At 70.8% G+C, this 17,312-nt stretch carries 17 protein-coding genes, 2 pseudogenes and 1 riboswitch; of the genes and pseudogenes, 8 read left to right on the top strand and 11 right to left on the bottom strand.

Annotation, left to right across the window (positions count from 1 at the left end):
- Window positions 1-26 precede the first annotated feature (26 nt).
- Both AQJ46_RS51890 and AQJ46_RS07440 read right to left on the bottom strand, forming a co-directional pair.
- Window positions 27-605 (bottom strand): hypothetical protein, encoded by a 579-nt coding sequence (locus AQJ46_RS51890; protein ID WP_079072168.1) that lies wholly within the window; start codon window positions 603-605, stop codon window positions 27-29.
- A gap of 144 nt (window positions 606-749) precedes the next feature.
- Window positions 750-1,613: a hypothetical protein gene (locus tag AQJ46_RS07440; RefSeq protein ID WP_059204812.1), complete on the bottom strand. Its 864-nt coding sequence runs from the start codon at window positions 1,611-1,613 to the stop codon at window positions 750-752.
- 164 nt (window positions 1,614-1,777) lie between these two features.
- On the opposite strand from AQJ46_RS07440, the pseudogene AQJ46_RS51885 reads away from it, so the two are divergent.
- Window positions 1,778-1,964: pseudogene (locus tag AQJ46_RS51885) on the top strand (epoxide hydrolase); the annotation flags it as partial.
- A 154-nt stretch (window positions 1,965-2,118) separates the two neighbouring features.
- On the opposite strand, the gene AQJ46_RS54100 reads toward AQJ46_RS51885, so the two are convergent.
- Window positions 2,119-3,042: a hypothetical protein gene (locus AQJ46_RS54100; protein WP_059204811.1), complete on the bottom strand. Its 924-nt coding sequence runs from the start codon at window positions 3,040-3,042 to the stop codon at window positions 2,119-2,121.
- Window positions 3,043-3,217: 175 nt separating this feature from the next.
- On the opposite strand from AQJ46_RS54100, the gene AQJ46_RS07430 reads away from it, so the two are divergent.
- Both AQJ46_RS07430 and AQJ46_RS07425 read left to right on the top strand, forming a co-directional pair.
- Complete coding sequence (locus tag AQJ46_RS07430) at window positions 3,218-4,429, top strand: sensor histidine kinase (RefSeq protein ID WP_059204810.1); 1,212 nt, start codon at window positions 3,218-3,220, stop codon at window positions 4,427-4,429.
- A complete protein-coding gene (locus AQJ46_RS07425) occupies window positions 4,417-5,067 on the top strand; it encodes a LuxR C-terminal-related transcriptional regulator (protein WP_059204809.1) in 651 nt (216 codons plus the stop codon). Before AQJ46_RS07430 ends, AQJ46_RS07425 begins: the two co-directional genes overlap by 13 nt.
- Window positions 5,068-6,138: 1,071 nt before the next feature.
- On the opposite strand, the gene AQJ46_RS55365 is transcribed toward AQJ46_RS07425, so the two are convergent.
- Together AQJ46_RS55365 and AQJ46_RS51875 are read right to left on the bottom strand one after the other, a co-directional pair.
- Window positions 6,139-6,276 (bottom strand): hypothetical protein, encoded by a 138-nt coding sequence (locus AQJ46_RS55365; RefSeq protein ID WP_159063999.1) that lies wholly within the window; start codon window positions 6,274-6,276, stop codon window positions 6,139-6,141.
- The gene (locus AQJ46_RS51875; protein ID WP_079072167.1) at window positions 6,273-6,770 is read right to left on the bottom strand and encodes a hypothetical protein; all 498 of its coding nucleotides are present in this window, start codon (window positions 6,768-6,770) and stop codon (window positions 6,273-6,275) included. Before AQJ46_RS51875 ends, AQJ46_RS55365 begins: the two co-directional genes overlap by 4 nt.
- 137 nt (window positions 6,771-6,907) lie before the next feature.
- Between AQJ46_RS51875 and AQJ46_RS51870 the strand changes: the two are divergent.
- The 3 genes and pseudogenes from AQJ46_RS51870 to AQJ46_RS07405 all read left to right on the top strand — a co-directional run.
- Window positions 6,908-7,179: pseudogene (locus AQJ46_RS51870) on the top strand (transposase family protein); the annotation flags it as partial.
- A 254-nt stretch (window positions 7,180-7,433) separates the two neighbouring features.
- Window positions 7,434-8,285: an LLM class flavin-dependent oxidoreductase gene (locus AQJ46_RS07410; protein WP_059204806.1), complete on the top strand. Its 852-nt coding sequence runs from the start codon at window positions 7,434-7,436 to the stop codon at window positions 8,283-8,285.
- Between the two features lie 110 nt (window positions 8,286-8,395).
- A riboswitch (ZMP/ZTP riboswitch) is annotated at window positions 8,396-8,485 on the top strand.
- A 41-nt stretch (window positions 8,486-8,526) separates the two neighbouring features.
- A complete protein-coding gene (locus AQJ46_RS07405; RefSeq protein ID WP_059205139.1) occupies window positions 8,527-9,978 on the top strand; it encodes a glycine hydroxymethyltransferase in 1,452 nt (483 codons plus the stop codon).
- A gap of 38 nt (window positions 9,979-10,016) precedes the next feature.
- On the opposite strand, the gene AQJ46_RS07400 is transcribed toward AQJ46_RS07405, so the two are convergent.
- The 4 genes from AQJ46_RS07400 to AQJ46_RS07385 form a co-directional block, all read right to left on the bottom strand.
- On the bottom strand, window positions 10,017-10,664 hold the full coding sequence (locus AQJ46_RS07400; RefSeq protein ID WP_059205138.1) for a hypothetical protein: 648 nt from the start codon (window positions 10,662-10,664) through the stop codon (window positions 10,017-10,019).
- A 139-nt stretch (window positions 10,665-10,803) separates the two neighbouring features.
- The gene (locus AQJ46_RS07395) at window positions 10,804-11,454 is read right to left on the bottom strand and encodes a hypothetical protein (protein WP_059204805.1); all 651 of its coding nucleotides are present in this window, start codon (window positions 11,452-11,454) and stop codon (window positions 10,804-10,806) included.
- 167 nt (window positions 11,455-11,621) lie between these two features.
- Complete coding sequence (locus AQJ46_RS07390) at window positions 11,622-12,536, bottom strand: hypothetical protein (RefSeq protein WP_059205137.1); 915 nt, start codon at window positions 12,534-12,536, stop codon at window positions 11,622-11,624.
- Window positions 12,529-13,089 (bottom strand): RNA polymerase sigma factor, encoded by a 561-nt coding sequence (locus AQJ46_RS07385; RefSeq protein WP_225887265.1) that lies wholly within the window; start codon window positions 13,087-13,089, stop codon window positions 12,529-12,531. The genes AQJ46_RS07390 and AQJ46_RS07385 overlap by 8 nt, the downstream gene beginning before the upstream one ends.
- Before the next feature lie 142 nt (window positions 13,090-13,231).
- Here AQJ46_RS07385 and trpS point away from each other — a divergent pair, with 142 nt between their 5' ends.
- Together trpS and AQJ46_RS07375 are read left to right on the top strand one after the other, a co-directional pair.
- On the top strand, window positions 13,232-14,245 hold the full coding sequence (gene trpS, locus AQJ46_RS07380; RefSeq protein ID WP_057608143.1) for a tryptophan--tRNA ligase: 1,014 nt from the start codon (window positions 13,232-13,234) through the stop codon (window positions 14,243-14,245).
- Window positions 14,246-14,430: 185 nt separating this feature from the next.
- On the top strand, window positions 14,431-15,015 hold the full coding sequence (locus tag AQJ46_RS07375; RefSeq protein ID WP_059204804.1) for a 2'-5' RNA ligase family protein: 585 nt from the start codon (window positions 14,431-14,433) through the stop codon (window positions 15,013-15,015).
- 6 nt (window positions 15,016-15,021) lie between these two features.
- Here the strand turns inward: AQJ46_RS07375 and AQJ46_RS07370 are convergent, their stop codons facing one another.
- Both AQJ46_RS07370 and AQJ46_RS07365 read right to left on the bottom strand, forming a co-directional pair.
- Complete coding sequence (locus AQJ46_RS07370; RefSeq protein ID WP_059204803.1) at window positions 15,022-15,777, bottom strand: decaprenylphospho-beta-D-erythro-pentofuranosid-2-ulose 2-reductase; 756 nt, start codon at window positions 15,775-15,777, stop codon at window positions 15,022-15,024.
- 28 nt (window positions 15,778-15,805) lie between these two features.
- Complete coding sequence (locus AQJ46_RS07365; RefSeq protein ID WP_059204802.1) at window positions 15,806-17,188, bottom strand: FAD-binding oxidoreductase; 1,383 nt, start codon at window positions 17,186-17,188, stop codon at window positions 15,806-15,808.
- Between the last annotated feature and the right edge of the window lie 124 nt (window positions 17,189-17,312).

The following is a 17,312-nucleotide window of genomic DNA, read 5'->3' as shown; positions in this document are numbered from 1 at the left end:
CCCACCTCCCTCGGTTCGTTCCGGACCTATGCGGTCCGTCTTTTGTGCCGTCCGCGAAGTGCCTGGAGCGGCGGATACAGCCATTTCCTGAGGAAACGCTGAAGCCGGGGCATGAGAATCCAGGTGACGAGAGCCGTCACACACAGGCACAACAGCAGCGTGCGGACGAGCGGATTGAGTCCGCCGAGATAAGGAAGAACGATCAGATTGAACAGAAGCACAGGTGGAAAAACCGCGCTCATGTTCACGAACCACAGTTTCCATTTCGCCGGCGGGGCGGGCGGCTTCGGTGTGGTGGTCTGCGAGTCGAACCACGTCTTGGAGCCCCGCACGCTCCTGCGCTCCGTCTGCCGGGCGAAGCCCGCCGCCCGGTTGTCCCACTGGGTCCGGACGGCCGAATCCTCCCAGGCCCGGGCCGTTCCCTCGCTGGCGAAGCGATAGACCACATGCCAATCCGCCTCTTGGTCGACAAGAACGCCACCTCCAAGGAACCCCGGCTGCTGCGCACTCGCGGCCAGCATGGCCCACCCCCAGGAGTGGAAGTCGGCCTCACGGCCCGGCACCACGTGATAGGCCACGGTGACGGTGACGGGATTACTGCTCACGCCGTCGTATACGCAAGGCCTTCACAGCACGTTCAAATATTCAACGAAGCTTTTTTCGACTGTCCGGATCGTGACTCTTTATCGGTCTTTCGGTCGGCATGGCTCAGTCTGTCGAGCTGTACCGGAATTAACTGAAGCAACCCCTTACGGAATCCGGGAAGGGGAATGCGGGGCGGAATGTTCCGGGGCCTCCCCGAACCTGGCCAGCGCCAACGCCCCCGCGACGGCCACGGCGAAACCCAGCACCGCCACCCACGCCAGCCCCTCCCGGGTACGGTCCCCGAGCCACACCACCCCCACCAGCGCCGGCCCGATCGTCTCCCCGATCACCATCCCGGCGGTCGCCGTGGTCACCGACCCCCGCTGCAGCGCCGAGGTCAGCGACAGAAAGGCCGCACCACCGCCGATGAGGAGCGCGTACGTCGCCGGGTTGGCCAGCAGCGCCGACGGCGCGAGCGAGTCGATGAGGCGCACCGCCACCTCGACCACCCCGAAGCCGAACCCGGCCCCCAGTCCGAGCGCCAACGCCCGTCCCCGCTCCGGCAGTCGCCCACCGAGCAGCGCGAGCCCCAGCACGGCCAGCGCCATTGCGAGCATCGCGTACTTCAAGGCCGACGGCCCGCCCCGGTCGCCCTCCGTCCCGGACGCGATCCCCAGCAGCGCCATCCCCGCGCACACCACCCCGACGGCACCCCACTCGCCCCCGCTCAGCCGGACCCGCAGCAGCCGTGCCGACACCACCGCGGTCACCGCGAGACTCGACGCGAGCGCCGCGCCCACCGCGTAGATCGGGACCGACCGCAACGCGGCGATCTGCAGCAGGAACCCCACCCCGTCCAGCGCCAGCCCCGCCAGATACCGCCACTGTCGCACCGCCCCCAGGAACAGCGTCACCGCGAACGCCGTCCCCTCGCCGTCGCGACCGCCCGTGTCCGCCGCCCGCGCCGCCATCGCCTGCAGCACGGTGGCCGTCCCGAAACACACGGAGGCACCTAGAGCACACACCATTCCAAAGAGCACGAAGTGACCTTAGGGGAGGCGGTGAGGGGCGGGTTGGTTTCGGACCGGCTCTCACCGAACCTCCCTAATCCTGGGGTCTGAGGAGTGAAACAGGAGTGAAACAGGCTGGTCAGGTGAGGTGAGGTGACGTGGCGAAGCCCCTCGTCGTCAGTGTGTACCCGCGCGACATCGAGAAGTGTCCGCGTGCCTGGGCACAGGAGCGGTTCCGACGGATCGTCCGATGGAGGGCACCTGAAGCCGGGGGACATTTTCCCGTCGCTGGAGGTCCCCGAGTATGTCGTCAAGGATCTGCAAGACGGCCTCGCGGCAGTGCCGGCCGCTGACGGTACCTGGTCATGAGGCTGTCGACGCCGACTCCGTGGCGGCGCCCCGCCGGTCGACGAGGACCTCGACCGCCTCACCCGGCGCGGACGGGAGGGCCTGCCCCTCACCGCACGGGTGGGCGACGGCGCGTCGGCCGGTGTGAGCCTCCGGGGACGGACCGAGTCGGGTGTCAGCGTGGGCGGAAGAGGTAGGCGAGGTTGAGGACCACCAGTCCGGCCCAGGAGATGAGCAGTGCGGTGGTCCCGCCGGGAGTGAAGGTTGTTGCCGCGGTGCCGAGGATCAGTGAGAGGAACAGGACCCTGAGCTCCGCCCTTCGGTCGCGGACCACAGCTCGCTGAAGAGGGCCGGGCTCCGCCAGCCGCTCGGCGCACAACTCGTCGAACGACGCGGCGACGCGGTCGTCGATCCGGTCCCCGAGCCGTTCGACGAACAGGTCCACGATGGCGTTCTCGCCCCCGCCTTCCGGGCGCTCGGCGGGCTGGGGGCGTTTTGCCGGTGTCGGGGGTTGCTCGGTCATCGTGGTCTCCTCCAGAGGTGTGGGCGGGGGCGTGGCGGCAGCACCCGCAGTGACATCGGGTCGGCGATGGTGGGGCGGACGATCGTGGCCGGGGAAGCCGGGGCGCCGGGAAGCGGTGGCCAGCACGACGCACAAGGCCGCCATCGGTAGTTCCGCGACGGCGGCCATCGCGATCGCTGCGGCGAGTTCGGCTCCGCGGGCAGAGGTGACGATGTCGAACCAGGCGTCGACGATCAGCAGCGCGGCGGTTGCCGCCGCGGTGAGCGGGTACCGAGGATCCCGGCGCAGCAGCAGTGCTCCGGTGGCGGTGAGGCCCAGGGCCTCCAGTGCATCCAGCCCCACCCACGCGGCCGACCAGTGCGGGACGCTGGGTGCGGTGGGCAGCCCGGCCGCCAGCACCAGCAGCCAGGGCAGCAGCGCGAGGCCGCACCCGATCAACGCCAAGCCGGGCCACCGCCTCCTGTCGATGGTGCCTTGCTCTCGCAGCACAGCGGTGCGCGACAAGAAGAGCACGTCCGCGATGGCCGCGGGCAGCGCGTCCGCAGCGCCGCAAGCTGCCGAATCGACGAGGGCCATGGGGCTGCGTCTCCTCCCGGATGCGGGCTTGTGTGCCTTACATGGACAAGCTTTCCTGCGGCGGGTGCGCGCGTCGGTAACGCGAAGGTCCGACTTGGGGGTGGCACTGGCTTCACCATCGATCCGGATGCACGGTGCATGGCATGTGCGTCACCAGGCGTTCTACCGTCGAGTCATGAGGAGTTTCCGGACGCTGCGACGCGCATTACTTCGAGCGCGACGGGACACCGGCTTCGTGGCAGCCGGGATTCCGCTGCACCTTGCCCTGGCGTCGCAGTGGGTCTGGGGCGTGACCATCGTCATGAAGGCGAACGCGTGGGCCGTGGTCCCGATACCGTTCGCGCTGTTCCTCGCCGGCGTTCCGGCGCTCACCGTTGTTCAACGACACCGTTATCGAGCGTTACTCGGTGTGGACGTCCCCCGGCTGACGCCGACGCCGGAACGATGGTGGCCCAGGCGTGCCCTGCGGTGGCTGTCCTCGGCCCAGACCTGGCGACAGGTCGGATACCACCTCCTGCTCGGGCCGTTGCTGGCTGCCATGGAACTGCTCGTGCTCGCGGCGTGGGCCGCGGCGGTGGCGGGCGCCACCGTCTTCGGGTACGCGTACGCGCTGCCGGTGGACCAGGCGGTTTTCTGCACCGTCGGCGGCGTCGTGCTGCTGTGCAGCGCACCCTGGCTGGCCGGGGCGACGGCCCGGACCGAGGCCCGGCTCGCGCCGGCGCTGCTGGGGCCGAGCCGGAACGAGCGGCTTCGGCAGCGTGTCGAGCACCTGGCCGAGAGCCGCACCGACCTGATCGAAGCCGTCGACAGCGAGCGCCGCCGCATCGAACGCGACCTGCACGACGGCACCCAGCAGCGCCTGGTCTCCCTCGCGGTCAATCTGGGACTGGCCAGGGCAACCCTCACCGACCTGCCGGACGATGCCCGCACCGCCATCGACGAGGCGCACCGCGAGGCGAAGGAGGCCATCGCTGAACTCAACGACTTGGTCCGCGGGTTGCACCCCGCGGTCCTCGAAGACCGGGGGCTGGACGCTGCGTTGTCCGGCCTGGCCGCCCGGGTACCGTTGCCGGTAGGCCTGCGCGTCGACATCGGAGAGCGAGCAGCGCCCGTCGTGGAGTCGGTCGCCTATTTCGTGGTCTCCGAGGCACTGACCAACGTCACCAAGCACGCCCGCGCCACCCGCGCGGAGGTGACCGTCGAACGGATCGGGAAGGTGCTGCGCGTGAACGTCACCGACGACGGGAGCGGTGGCGCCGACGCCTCAGCCGGCAGTGGGCTGAACGGACTGGCCAAACGCGTCGGCTCCGTCGACGGAACGTTCCGTGTCAGCAGCCCCGCCGGGGGCCCGACCACCCTCACCGCGGAGCTGCCGTGCGAGCTGTGATCGCCGAAGACTCGGTGCTGCTGCGCGTCGGGCTCGTCAAGGTGCTCGAGATGGCCGGCTTCCTGATCGCAGCCGACGTGGGTGACGCGGACGCCCTGTTGACCGCGGTCGAGCAACACCGGCCCGAACTTGCCCTGGTCGATGTCCGCATGCCACCGGCCTTCACCGACGAGGGAGTGCGCGCCGCGCTGGTGATCCGCCGCCAGTGGCCCCAAACGGCGGTGGTTCTGCTCTCGCAGTACGTGGAGGAGCGGTACGCGGCCGATCTGCTGACCGCCCACACCAACGGTGTCGGCTACCTGCTCAAGCAACGTGTGGCCGACGTGGAGGAGTTCATCGCCGCGGTACGGCGGGTCGCGGACGGCGGCACGGCGCTGGATCCCGAGGTCGTCGCCCAGTTGCTGCTGCGCCGCCACAGCGACCCGTTGGAGCGGCTGACGCCCCGTGAACGGGAGGTGCTGGCGCTGATGGCCGAGGGACGCTCCAACGCGGGGATCGCCGAGGCACTGGTGGTCAGCGACAGCGCGGTCGCCAAGCACATCAACAACATCTTCGCCAAACTCGGCCTGCCCGCCGCCGACGCCGACCACCGACGCGTCCTCGCCGTGCTGCGATTCCTCGGGGTGCCCCCGAACTGACCGGCTACGGGAGAGTGCCGATGGCCGACGACGCGAGCGCGACTGTACGCCCAGCTTGATGCGTCCGACGAGCCGTCGTTCGACGACTATGGTGCCCGAGTCGTACGAGCCGGGAAGCCACTGAACCGCACCCCTGCCGAGTATTTGAGGACGGCACGCTGCGACGAGTCTTCGGCAACTGCCGCGTTGTTCCCGGCTCGGGGAACGATCCGGTCAACGGCCGAAGCCCCGCACGAGGCGGGGCTTCAGATGGGACGATGATCCAGTGTCCGGGGCTGTTAACGGCAGTCCCAGGCGCGCTCCACTTCTGCGGGCTGCGGCCACGGTGTCTCGGAGTTCGTGCACCGCCCGACGGGGCACCCTGGCGCGGGTGGCGATCTCGCTGTCATTGCGGCCCCAGCCGATCGCGGCCGTGACCAGATGCAGGCGCTCCTGGCGGGTCGCCCAGATTCTTGTCCACGGCGTCCGTCGAGTTCACCAATTCGGCGATGTCGGCGCCTACGACCGCCAGCCGGTCCCAGCCTCGGTCGCGCAGCTGCTCCCGGTGAGCGGCGGCGGCCTCCCGTGCTCCCAGCAGGCAGGCGCCACCCCTGTCGTGCGGCGTTCTCCTCTTCGCAGTCGGGCCAGCGGTCGAGTTCGGCGTCGGTGGAGGTGGAGGTGGAGGTGGAGGTGGCGTGATGTCACCGGCGGCCAGGCGGCCGTGCTCGGCTTCCCAGTCCGGGAACTCCTCGAGCGGGCGGGAGTCACCGTCCATGAGGATGCTCCGATACCAGGCGCGGACGCGGAGGACGTCGTGGCCCTTGCCGCTCCCGTCGCGTACGGGACGCCGAAGGCCTCGTTGACCTCGGGGTGCCAGTGCTCGTTGCTCCCGAGGTATCGGGTGATCGGCTCGCAGTCCTTGGCGAGTTCGTCCAACTCCTGGCGCAGCAGGTTCGGCCTGTATACCTGCGGGAAGCGGGCCACGATCTCGCTGTAGTCGACCAGGTGGGCGTCGGCCTCGGGCTCGGCGGCCTTTCGGTGCCGCTGGCACAGGCGGGTGATGTTGCGGCCGGCCCGGCCGGAGTCGGCGGACTAGTCGAGGTCGGCGTCGCGCCACCGGGTCAGCAGCGCCTGCCCTCCCCCGCCATTCGGGTAGCGGGTGGACCTGGTGTCCTCCGCCATCCGCGCGTGGCGCGCGGCGGAGGGCACCAGGGAGATGGCCCTGCTCACGCCGCTGCCCGGATCGAGCAGACGTCGACGCTGCGGGCACCGGGGCGCAGAGCGGGCTCCTTCTCGACGTAGCCGCGCACCAGCACCTGGTCGCCGACCGTGTGCTGACGGCCGAGGGACTGCTCGGCCGCGGTGAAGCGGCTGGCTGACACCCGGGCGTGCGCGGTCTCGCCGTCGTCGCTCTCCAGCAGCAGACGTACATGCCCGGCGAAGCGCCTCACCGCGGCGAACGTCACCGTGGCCTCGATGCGCTCGCCTGCCCGGATCCGCGACAGCGGCTTGAGGGAGGCGCCCAGGCTGTTGTGGTGCTCGACGAGCAGGTCGCCCGGCATCGGCGCGGGCTGGCGAGGATCCGGCAGGATCCTGCCAGCCCGGTAGGCCTCGGCCAGGTGGTACAGGTGCTGGGGCCGGTAGCCGTCCTGCAGGTAGATGAGGGCGCAGGCACGGTCGAGGCGCCGGTAGAGGTCGCCCAGCTCGTCATCCGCGTCCCACATGGCCTGCCACTGCTCGCGGGGCAGCTTGTTGCCGGGGATGTGCCGCAGGGGGTCGGCGGCCCGCTTGACCTCCAGGTAGCGGCGGATCGTGGCCCCGACCTCGGCACCGCTGAGGAACTCGGTCGCGAACTGGCGGGCGTGGTGCTCGTCGCCAGGGCGTCCCCATCCTGGCCGATCTCGCCTACCCGGGGGTGGCCCCTGGCTGACCACGCACATCAAACGCAGGCCCCTGCGGGAACTCACCCCTGCCGAGAAGACCGTCAACCGGGCTCTGGCCGCGGCACGGGCACCGGTCGAACGAGGCGTGGCCTGCCTGAAGTCCTGGCGGATCTGCCGCAGGTCCCGCTGCAGCCCCCACCGCATGACGTCAATCACCAAAGCCATTCTCACCCTGGAGCGGCAACGCTGAAGAGGCTCACTGATCTCCAGCTGTCCGCCGGACACGATCTGTGTCCCCGAGGCCGTGACCGTGGGCGGCCCGCGAAAAACGCGTTGTTGCACCCCGCTCGAGGGCGTTACGGTCGCCACACTCTGACGCACACGCTCTCTGGAACCATCGCCGCAGAACGGGAGCAGGTCCGCGCACAGCGCGCGACACCACGGAGGGGCGGCACCGGATCCGGCCGACCGGCGGATCTCGTATGCCCTCCGGAGGACTCTCCCATGAACATCGGCCTCGGCCTTCCCGTCGACGACCCCGCGCAGCTGCTCACCTGGGCCCGGCGCGCCGACGCGAGCCCCTTCAGCACCCTCGGCCTGCTCGACCGCCTCGTCTACGACAACCCCGAGCCCCTCGTCACCCTTGCGACCCTCGCCGGCGCCACGTCCCGCATCCGCGTCCAGACCGAGGTACTGCTCGCACCTCTCCACAACACCGCCCTGCTCGCGAAGCAGACCGCCACTCTCGACCGCCTCTCCGGCGGCCGCTTCACGCTCGGCATCGGTGTCGGAGGCCGCGAGGACGACTGCCTGGCCGCCGGCACCGACCTCCACCGCCGGGGCCGCCGCCTCGACGAACAGATGACCCTGCTCCGCCGCACCTGGGCCGGAGAGCCGTACGGCGAAGGCATCGGCCCCATCGGCCCCGTCCCCGCCACCCCCGGTGGCCCGGAGGTACTGTTCGGCGGCTTCGCCCCCGCTGCCCTCGAACGCGTCGGCCGCTTCGGCGACGGCTTCCTCGGCGCCGCCCTGCCGCCCTCCTTCATGTCCAACCTGTTCCGCGCCGCGGAAACGGCCTGGCAGAAACACGACCGCCCCGGCCGCCCCCGCCTGGTCGCCCAGGCGAACGTCGCTCTCGGCCCCGACGACACCGTGGACCGGGCCCGCCGCAACCTCCGCGACTACTACGCCTTCAGCGGCCACGTCGCGTACATGGAGGCCGGCCTGCTCACCACACCGGGGCAGATCCGCGAGGCCGCCGACGCCTACGTCGGCATCGGTGCCGACGAGGTGATGCTCTACTGCTGGGCCTCGGACGCCGACCAGATCGACCGCCTCGCCGACGCGCTGTTCTGACGTCTGCACCGCCCCGGCTTCGAGGCCCCCGGCCCCTGCCCCGGCCTCGAAGCCTGTCGCTCGCATGGTGGACGCCGCGCCGGGGCCGTTCCACGTGCCCGGTAGGCTGGCCGACAGGCCGTGACTGGCGCGCTGGGATGGGACGGACCATCGGGGAGCGGCCTGTGAATGACCAAGTGCCGTGCGCCTGGGCCGAACCGTGATCCGTGACCGCTTCAAGCCACGCAGCCCGGAGGCCGCCATGTCAGAGCAGCAGCCCCTGTCCACCGAGTCCACGGCCTTCCGCGCCGCCCTCGACGTGATCCGAGCCGTCGAGCCGCGCGTCGCCGACGCCATCGGCCAGGAGGTCCACGACCAGCGCGAGATGCTCAAGCTGATCGCCTCCGAGAACTACGCCTCCCCGGCCACCCTCCTCGCGATGGGCAACTGGTTCAGCGACAAGTACGCCGAGGGCACCGTCGGCCGCCGCTTCTACGCCGGCTGTCGCAACGTCGACACCGTCGAGTCCCTGGCCGCCGAGCACGCCAGGGAGCTCTTCGGTGCCCGGCACGCCTACGTCCAGCCGCACTCCGGCATCGACGCCAACCTCGTCGCCTTCTGGTCCGTCCTCGCCCAGCGTGTCGAGGTCCCCGCCCTGGAGAAGGCCGGCGTCCGCCAGGTCAACGACCTCTCCGACGCCGACTGGGCCGAGCTCCGCCATGCCTTCGGCAACCAGCGCATGCTCGGTATGTCCCTGGACGCCGGCGGCCACCTCACCCACGGCTTCCGACCCAACATCTCCGGCAAGATGTTCGACCAGCGCTCCTACGGCACCGACCCCTCCACCGGTCTGGTCGACTACGACGCGCTGCGCGCCTCGGCCCGTGAGTTCAAGCCGCTGATCATCGTCGCCGGCTACTCGGCCTACCCCCGTCTGGTGAACTTCCGGATCATGCGCGAGATCGCCGACGAGGTCGGCGCCACGCTCATGGTCGACATGGCGCACTTCGCCGGTCTCGTCGCCGGCAAGGTGCTCACCGGCGACTTCGACCCGGTCCCGCACGCCCAGATCGTCACCACCACCACCCACAAGTCGCTGCGCGGCCCGCGCGGCGGCATGGTGCTGTGCGACGACTCCCTCAAGGACCAGGTCGACCGCGGCTGCCCGATGGTCCTCGGCGGCCCGCTCCCGCACGTCATGGCCGCCAAGGCCGTCGCCCTCGCCGAGGCACGTCAGCCCTCCTTCCAGGACTACGCCCAGCGGATCGTCGACAACTCCCGCGCCCTGGCCGAGGGCCTGATGCGCCGCGGCGCCACCCTGGTCACCGGCGGCACCGACAACCACCTCAACCTGATCGATGTCGCCTCCTCCTACGGCCTCACCGGCCGCCAGGCCGAGGCCGCCCTGCTCGAGTCGGGCATCGTCACCAACCGCAACTCCATCCCGGCCGACCCCAACGGCGCCTGGTACACCTCCGGCATCCGCATCGGCACCCCCGCCCTGACCACCCGCGGCCTTGGCACCGCCGAGATGGACGAGGTCGCCGGTCTCATCGACCGTGTCCTCACCACCACGGAGCCCGGCACCACCAGCAAGGGCGCCCCCTCCAAGGCCCAGCACATCCTGGACCCGAAGGTCGCGGACGAGATCTCCCACCGGGCCACCGACCTCGTGGCCGGTTTCCCGCTGTACCCGGAGATCGACCTCGGCTGACACACGTCCTCTCTTGAGTTGTCAAAGACCGGTGACTCCTAGAGATCGATGAGTTCCTGTCGTGGCTCATCCCGCGGCGGTCCGGCTCCTGGCCCGACCGCCGCGCGGCGTATCAGACGAGTGCCGCCGACTCCCGCTGCGAATCCCACGACGAGCCCCGGCACCGCCCACCACACGCCATGCTCCGGGCTCGTCGAACTCTTGGCCCCCTCCTTGTCCTGCGCCTCCCCGGGGCCGCCGACCAGGCCCGCCCGGTCCAGCTGATCGAAAACCGCCCGTGGCGCCCGGTGCCAGCGGATGTCGTCGTCCTCCCGCTCCGGCGCCGGATCCGAGCGCACCCACGGCGTGCCGTCCCCCGTCAGGAACAGCTGGTCCTGCCGCGCCACCGCCACATCACCCCCCGGTGCCGAATCCGTCCGGGGCCAGCCACCGACACCCGTCAGCCCCCACACGACGGTGAACCGCACCGCCGGATACCGGCCCTCCTCCCAGGCGCCGGACACTCGCTCCGTGCCCGGGTACATCGGCTGCAGCAGCTGCCACAGGCGGCTGAAGTACGGCTCGTCGGAACGCACGGCCTCCGTCCGGCCCGATCCGCCGGTGACGACCAGCGCCAGGTCGGGCCGGTCGAGGCCCGCTCCCCGCGTCTGCTGTGTCGCCGAGGCAGCCGCCGGCGCCCCGAGCACGGTCACCGTCACCACCACCGGTGCCAGCGCTGCCAACGCCCTGCGCGGCCCGAGCCGCACCCCTGTGTGTCTGCTCCGCACGACCATCCCCCTGGATCGATCAGCCTCGCTATCTCCAGCTCGCGGGCACCTCCTTTCGTCACAGATCACGCAGTTCCTGCCGAGGCCCCCGCTCCCGGCGCACACGGTCCCCTCGCATCCGCAGAGCGAACGGCCGCAGCACCAGCGCCAGTACGGCTCCGACCGCAAGCCCCGGAAGCGCCCACCACCACTCGGTGCCGTCGTCCGCCGTGGAGGACGGCACCACGGACGCCTCCGTGGCCACCGCCCCCGCGTCTGTCCCCGGCTCCTGCCCGGGCGCCGGGAAGATGGGATGGCCCTCGCCGGAGACCTTGCCCATCACCCCCAAGTCCTTCAGCAGGGCGCGCAGTTGGGGTGGATTCTTTGTGCGGTGCCAGTGACCGTTCACCGACTCGGGGACGTGCTCCGCAGTGTGTATCCACACCTCGTCCGTGTCGGCCAGCGGGAAGACCTGGTCCAGTCGCCACGGTGAGACGTCGTGCGCCATCCAAGTGACGTTGACCTGCCGGGCTGCGAGCAGATTCGCCTCGGGCGGCTTGGTGCGGGCGCCCGCACCCGGAGGGCCGAGCAGACGCTGCAACTCGCCGTATTCCTCGTCGGAGTAGTAGAGCGACGCCGTCTCCCCGCTCTCCGGCGAGACCACGAGCACGCTCGTCGGTCCGCCCGCCGACGCGGAGGGCGCACCCCACACCGTCAGCGCGAGCGCCACCGCCAACGCTCCTGATCCAGCTGCCAGTTCACGACAGCGGCCCCTCGGTCCAGCCACACGCCTCTTCATGCCGGCTCCCAACAGACGATCCCCGTGCGGCCCGTCCGCGAGCCGCGTGTCACTTCTGGTACACCGCCCGGCCCGTCGGGGTTCCCACCCCGCGCGCACTAATCCGCGGACTTCTCGGCCCCCTCGTGCCCCGGCTCGCCGAGGGACTGGGCGATCTCCACAGCCCGCGACTTCGACGCGACCCCCTCCAGCCGCAGCGTCACGTCCGGCACGTCCAGAACACCCGACCCGTGCATCCACAGCAGCGTCGGCCCGGCGGTCCGCTGCTCGCGGGTGTAGTGGGAGCCGGCCGCGTCCACCAGCCAGAAGCTCAGCAGGTGGGGCCGCGGAAACCACAGAGCCGTGTCCTGGGCCCCACCGAGCTCCGAGGAGTCCCCGTCCAGCGAGAGCCACTCCGGCTGCTCCCGCACACTCTTGGCGAAGCCGATGTCCAGACGGGCCCGGTACTCGTCCAGCCGGATGGTGTCCCCCCGCTCACGCCAGCACAGGCTCACCAGGGACCGCCCCCGCGGCTCGGCCGTCACCGTCACCACATCCGGAGCGCCGAGCGCCGACGGCACCAGCGGTTCGAACCCCGCCCGCCGCTCGGCCTGCGCGAGCGACACCGAGCGGCCGCAGCCGGGCACCTCGGCCCCGGGCGAGGGCACCGCCGACGGGTCGTACCGCACCTCGACCCCGCCGAAGTCGAACCAGTCCAGGACCGCCGCCCGCACCGGAGGCGTGAGCGCGAGGACCGCCAGCAGCCCGCACAGGGTCGCGGCCAGCGAACGCCACCGCATCCGCGTCCACCGCCGCACCGCCCGCAGCCGCTCACCGGGACCCGAGGCCTGGGCAACCGGGACCGGCAGCCGCTCGGCGAGTATCTGCTCCAGCACCCGCTCCACCATCGACTCGGACCCGCCCGCGCCCGGCGCGTCCAGGGAACGCCCGAGCGCCCGCAGCTCCTCGGGCAGCCGGGACGCACGCTCACGCGCGCTTCCCCCCGAGCCCTCACCGCCATAGGACTCACTCACGCTCATCACCCCCTTCCCGGGGCTCGAAATCCGGCAGCAGTTTGCCGAGCTTGCGCAGCGCGCGGTTCAGCCGGGACTTCACCGTCCCCCGGGGCCAGCCCAGGGCCTGGGCCGTCTCCGACTCGTCCATCTCCAGCAGATAGCGGTAGGTGACGACCAGACGGTGCTCCTCGCTCAGCTTCTCCAGCGCGGACCCCAGCGCGGCGCGGCGCTCTATCTCCACAGCTGCGACCGCCGGGTCCGCCGATTCCGGTATCAGCGGCTCGGCCTCCGCGAAGGCCGCCTCACGGCCGGCGAGCGTGCGCTGGCGCGCCGCCGTCCGCACTGTGTTCCTCGTCTCATTGGCCACGATCGACATGAACCACGGCTTGAAAGCCGAGCCCTCTTTGAAGCGGCCCAGCCCGCAGTACGCCTTGACGAAGGCCTGCTGTACCACGTCCTCCGCGTCCGCACCCGCCCCGAGCGCGGCGGCCGCTCGCATGGCGAGACCCGTATGGGCCCGCACCAGCTCCGCGTACGCCTCCGGCTCTCCGGCACGTACGCGTGCGATCACCGCGGCCTCATCGACGATGCGGCCCCCCTCCCGCGTCCTCACACGATTGGTACACCGCTCGGACCCAATCGGTTCCCACCCGTGGCACATCTGTTTCCGACTGGTTCCGGATCGGCCCCCGACACCTGAGAGAATGGTGAGCATGGCCTCTGATCGACCCCGCGTGCTCTCCGGAATCCAGCCCACCGCAGGCTCGTTCCACCTCGGCAACTACCTCGGCGCCGTCCGCCAGTGGGTGGCTCTGCAGGAGTCCCACGACGCGTTCTACATGGTCGTCGACCTCCACGCGATCACAGTTCCGCAGGACCCGAAGGAGCTCACGGGCAACACCCGCCTGGCCGCCGCGCAGCTCCTCGCCGCGGGCCTCGACCCGGAGCGCTGCACGCTCTTCGTCCAGAGCCACGTCCCCGAGCACGCCCAGCTCGCCTGGGTCATGAACTGCCTCACCGGATTCGGCGAGGCCTCCCGCATGACCCAGTTCAAGGACAAGTCCGCCCGCCAGGGCGCCGACAGCGCCAGCGTGGGCCTGTTCACGTACCCGATCCTCCAGGTCGCGGACATCCTGCTCTACCAGGCCAACGAGGTCCCGGTGGGTGAGGACCAGCGCCAGCACGTCGAGCTGACCCGTGACCTCGCCACGCGCTTCAACGGCCGCTTCGGCGAGACCTTCACGATCCCGAAGCCGTACATCCTCAAGGAGACGGCGAAGATCTACGACCTTCAGGACCCGTCGATCAAGATGAGCAAGTCGGCGTCCACGCCGAAGGGCCTCATCAACCTGCTCGACGAGCCGAAGGCCACCGCCAAGAAGGTCAAGAGCGCGGTCACGGACACCGACACCGTCATCCGCTACGACGCCGAGAACAAGCCGGGCGTCAGCAACCTGCTCACCATCTACTCGACCCTGACCGGCACCGGCATCCCCGAGCTGGAGCAGCAGTACGAGGGCAAGCTCTACGGCGCGCTCAAGACGGACCTCGCCGAGATCGTCGTCGAGTTCGTGACACCGTTCCGGGAGCGGACCCAGCAGTACCTGGACGACCCGGAGACGCTGGACTCGATCCTGGCCAAGGGCGCGGAGAAGGCGCGCGCGGTCGCCGCGGAGACCCTCTCCCAGACGTACGAGAAGGTGGGCTTCCTGCCCGCGAAACACTGACCGCCGCCGGCCGGCGGTACCTCCCGCCGGCCACCGGGGCGTACCACCGCACACCAGCACCACCGGACAGAGCGCTGCACATCACTACGCCTGCGCCTGCCCACAGCACAGCCGTGGCCGTACAGTCGATAGCCGGACGGCTGGGAACGAATCCGACAGGACGACAGGGACGAACAGGAGACGACGTGGGGACCGTAACGATCGGTGTGTCGATCGCGGTCCCGGAGCCTCACGGCAGCCTGCTCCAAGAGCGGCGCGCGGGCTTCGGCGACGCCGCGGCTCACGGGATCCCCACCCATGTCACCCTGCTGCCGCCCACAGAGGTCGCGGACACCGCGCTGCCCGCCATCGAGGCGCACCTCACCGAGGTCGCCGCGACGGGCCGGCCCTTCCCGATGAAGCTGTCCGGCACCGGCACCTTCCGGCCGCTGTCACCGGTCGTGTACGTCCGGATCGCCCAGGGAGCCGAGGCCTGCACCTGGCTCCAGAAGCAGGTCCGTGACGCCTCCGGGCCGGTCGCGAGGGAACTGCAGTTCCCCTACCACCCGCATGTCACCGTGGCCCACGGCATCGACGAGGCGGCCATGGACCGCGCCTTCGGGGAACTCGCCGAGTTCGAGGCAGAGTGGCCGTGCACCGGATTCGCGCTCTACGAGCAGGGCGCCGACGGGGTGTGGCGCAAACTGCGCGAGTTCACCTTCGGTCGCTCGACCGTGCCGCCCCAGGCCGGCCACGTCGACCGCGGCTCCCTGCCCACAGGCCAGCTGTAACCACGGTCACAGCGGCAGCAGCCGGAACACCGCCCGCGGCAGGTGCCGCGCCACCGCCATCACGACCCGCAGCGCTCCCGGCACCCACACCGTCTCCGAGCGGCGCCGCAGACCCAGCTCGATCGCCGTCGCGACGGCCTCCGGGGTGGTCGCGAGGGGCGCCGCCTCCAGACCGGCCGTCATCCTCGACCGCACGAACCCGGGGCGTACGACCATGACGTGCACGCCCGTGCCGTGCAGCGCGTCGCCCAACCCCTGGGCGAAGACGTCGAGGCCGGCCTTGCTGGAGCCGTAGATGAAGTCGGCGCGGCGGGCGCGCTCGCCAGCGACGGAGGAGAGCACGACGAGCGAGCCGTGCCCCTGGGCCTGCAACGCGCGCGCGGACACCAGGCCGGCCGAGACGGCACCCGTGTAGTTGGTCTGCGCGACCCGCACCGCCGCGACAGGCTCGCGCTCGTCGTAGGCCTGGTCCCCGAGGATCCCGAAGGCGAGCAACACCATGTCGATGTCGCCCTCGGCGAACACCTTGCCGAGCACCGTCTCGTGGGACTCGGGGTCCAGCGCGTCGAAGGCGACGGTGTGGACCACGGCCCCCAGAGAGCGCAATTGCGTGGCGGCCGACTCCAGGGCGGGGGACGGGCGCCCCGCCAGCCACACCGTGCGGGTGCGGCGGACGACGAGACGGCGGGCGGTGGCCAGCGCGATCTCGGACGTACCGCCAAGGATGAGCAGGGACTGGGGAATGCCGAAGGCGTCCTTCACGAGCAGCTCCTTGGAGGGCCTGGGATCTTCAGAGGGCTTGGAGAGTCAGACGGCGGGACAGGTCCGAGGTGAACACCCCGCGCGGGTCCAGCTCCGCGCGCAGCGCACGGAAGTCGTCGAGGCGCGGGTACATCGCGGTGAGCAGTTCCGGCCGCAGACGGGAGTCCTTGGCCAGGCAGACCCGTCCGCCGGCCATGGCCACCTCCTCGTCCAGTTCGTCGAGGAGGGCGCCGAGACCGGGCAGACCGGCCGGGATGTCCAGGGCCAGGGTCCAGCCGGGCACCGGGAAGGAGAGCCACCCGGGGTCGGCGTCCCCGAACCGCTTGAGCACGGCGGGAAAGGACGGGCACCGCTGCTCGGAGACCCGCCGCACGATCCGGCGCAGGGCCTCCTCCTGGCCCTGTGGGACGACGAACTGGTACTGCACGAGGCCGCCGCGGCCGTAGATCCGGTTCCAGTGGGGCACAGCGTCCAAGGGGTGGAAGAACGCGGAGATCCTCTGCAGTCGGCCGGTACGCGCGCGGGGCGCCCTCCGGTACCAGAGCTCGTTGAACAGCCCCACGGTCGTGCCGGTGAGCAGTCCCTCGGGGAGGAAGGGGGGCGGGGCCGGGAAGCGCGGGGTCCCGAAGGCCAACGGGTGTCTCCGCGCGCGCGTGCCACCGGCGAGCAGCCCCGGTGTCCGCAGCGCTTCCAGCGGCGCGTGGTCGCCCCGCGTGAGAACGGCCCGCCCCGTCGCGGCCCCGCGGGCCAGCAGGTCGACCCGGGCGACCGAGTAGCGGTACTGGTGGTCGGTCGCCGTCAGACGGGCCATCAGGTCGTCGAGGTCCCGCGCGCGTTCCGTGTCCACCGACATCAGGGACGTCTCGACCGGCTGGAGCTGGACCGTCGCGGTGAGGATCATCCCGGTCAGACCCATGCCGCCGGTGGTCGCGTCGAACAAGGGAGCGCCGCGGCGCACGGTACGGATCTCGCCGTCGGCGGTGAGCAGTTCGAAGGACAGCACATGGCGGGAGAAGGAGCCGGACACGTGGTGATTTCTGCCGTGGATGTCCGTGCCGATCGCGCCGCCGACGGTGACGTACCGGGTGCCGGGCGTCACCGGCACGAACCAGCCGAGCGGCAGCAGCACCTCCATCAGCCGGTGCAGGGAGACGCCCGCGTCGCACAGCACGGTGCCGCCTTCGGCGTCGATCGCGTGGACGCGGTTCAGGCCGGTCATGTCGAACACCTCGCCGCCGGCGTTCTGTGCCGCGTCTCCGTACGCCCGTCCCAGGCCCCTCGGGATGCCGCCACGGGCCCCGCAGCCCCGGACGGCGGCCACGGCCTCCTCGTAGCTCCGTGGACGGATCAGACGGGCCGCGGTGGGGGCGGTGCGCCCCCATCCCGTGACGGGAACGGTGTCGGCAGACATGCCGGTGACCGTATCGCCGCTATAGAGGCAATTCGATCGTAAACATCGCTCCTATCCCCAAATGGGTGATCAACGGTACCCGACGTCGTCCCGTGTTTTCGGGGTACTCACACATCGGTCTTCC

The organism is Streptomyces canus, from assembly GCF_001514145.1.
Classification (GTDB): domain Bacteria; phylum Actinomycetota; class Actinomycetes; order Streptomycetales; family Streptomycetaceae; genus Streptomyces; species Streptomyces canus.
Note: the sequence above shows the minus strand (reverse complement) of the source record. Positions and strands in the feature narration are given on the sequence as shown.

Coding starts and splice junctions, on each gene's coding strand:
- AQJ46_RS51875 (WP_079072167.1), bottom strand. CDS start 6,770: ATGTGGGACGCGGATGACGAGCTGGGCGACCTCTACCGGCGCCTCGAC.
- AQJ46_RS07410 (WP_059204806.1), top strand. CDS start 7,434: ATGAACATCGGCCTCGGCCTTCCCGTCGACGACCCCGCGCAGCTGCTC.
- trpS (WP_057608143.1), top strand. CDS start 13,232: ATGGCCTCTGATCGACCCCGCGTGCTCTCCGGAATCCAGCCCACCGCA.
- AQJ46_RS07365 (WP_059204802.1), bottom strand. CDS start 17,188: ATGTCTGCCGACACCGTTCCCGTCACGGGATGGGGGCGCACCGCCCCC.
- AQJ46_RS54100 (WP_059204811.1), bottom strand. CDS start 3,042: ATGGCCCTCGTCGATTCGGCAGCTTGCGGCGCTGCGGACGCGCTGCCC.
- AQJ46_RS07440 (WP_059204812.1), bottom strand. CDS start 1,613: ATGGTGTGTGCTCTAGGTGCCTCCGTGTGTTTCGGGACGGCCACCGTG.
- AQJ46_RS07405 (WP_059205139.1), top strand. CDS start 8,527: ATGTCAGAGCAGCAGCCCCTGTCCACCGAGTCCACGGCCTTCCGCGCC.
- AQJ46_RS07430 (WP_059204810.1), top strand. CDS start 3,218: ATGAGGAGTTTCCGGACGCTGCGACGCGCATTACTTCGAGCGCGACGG.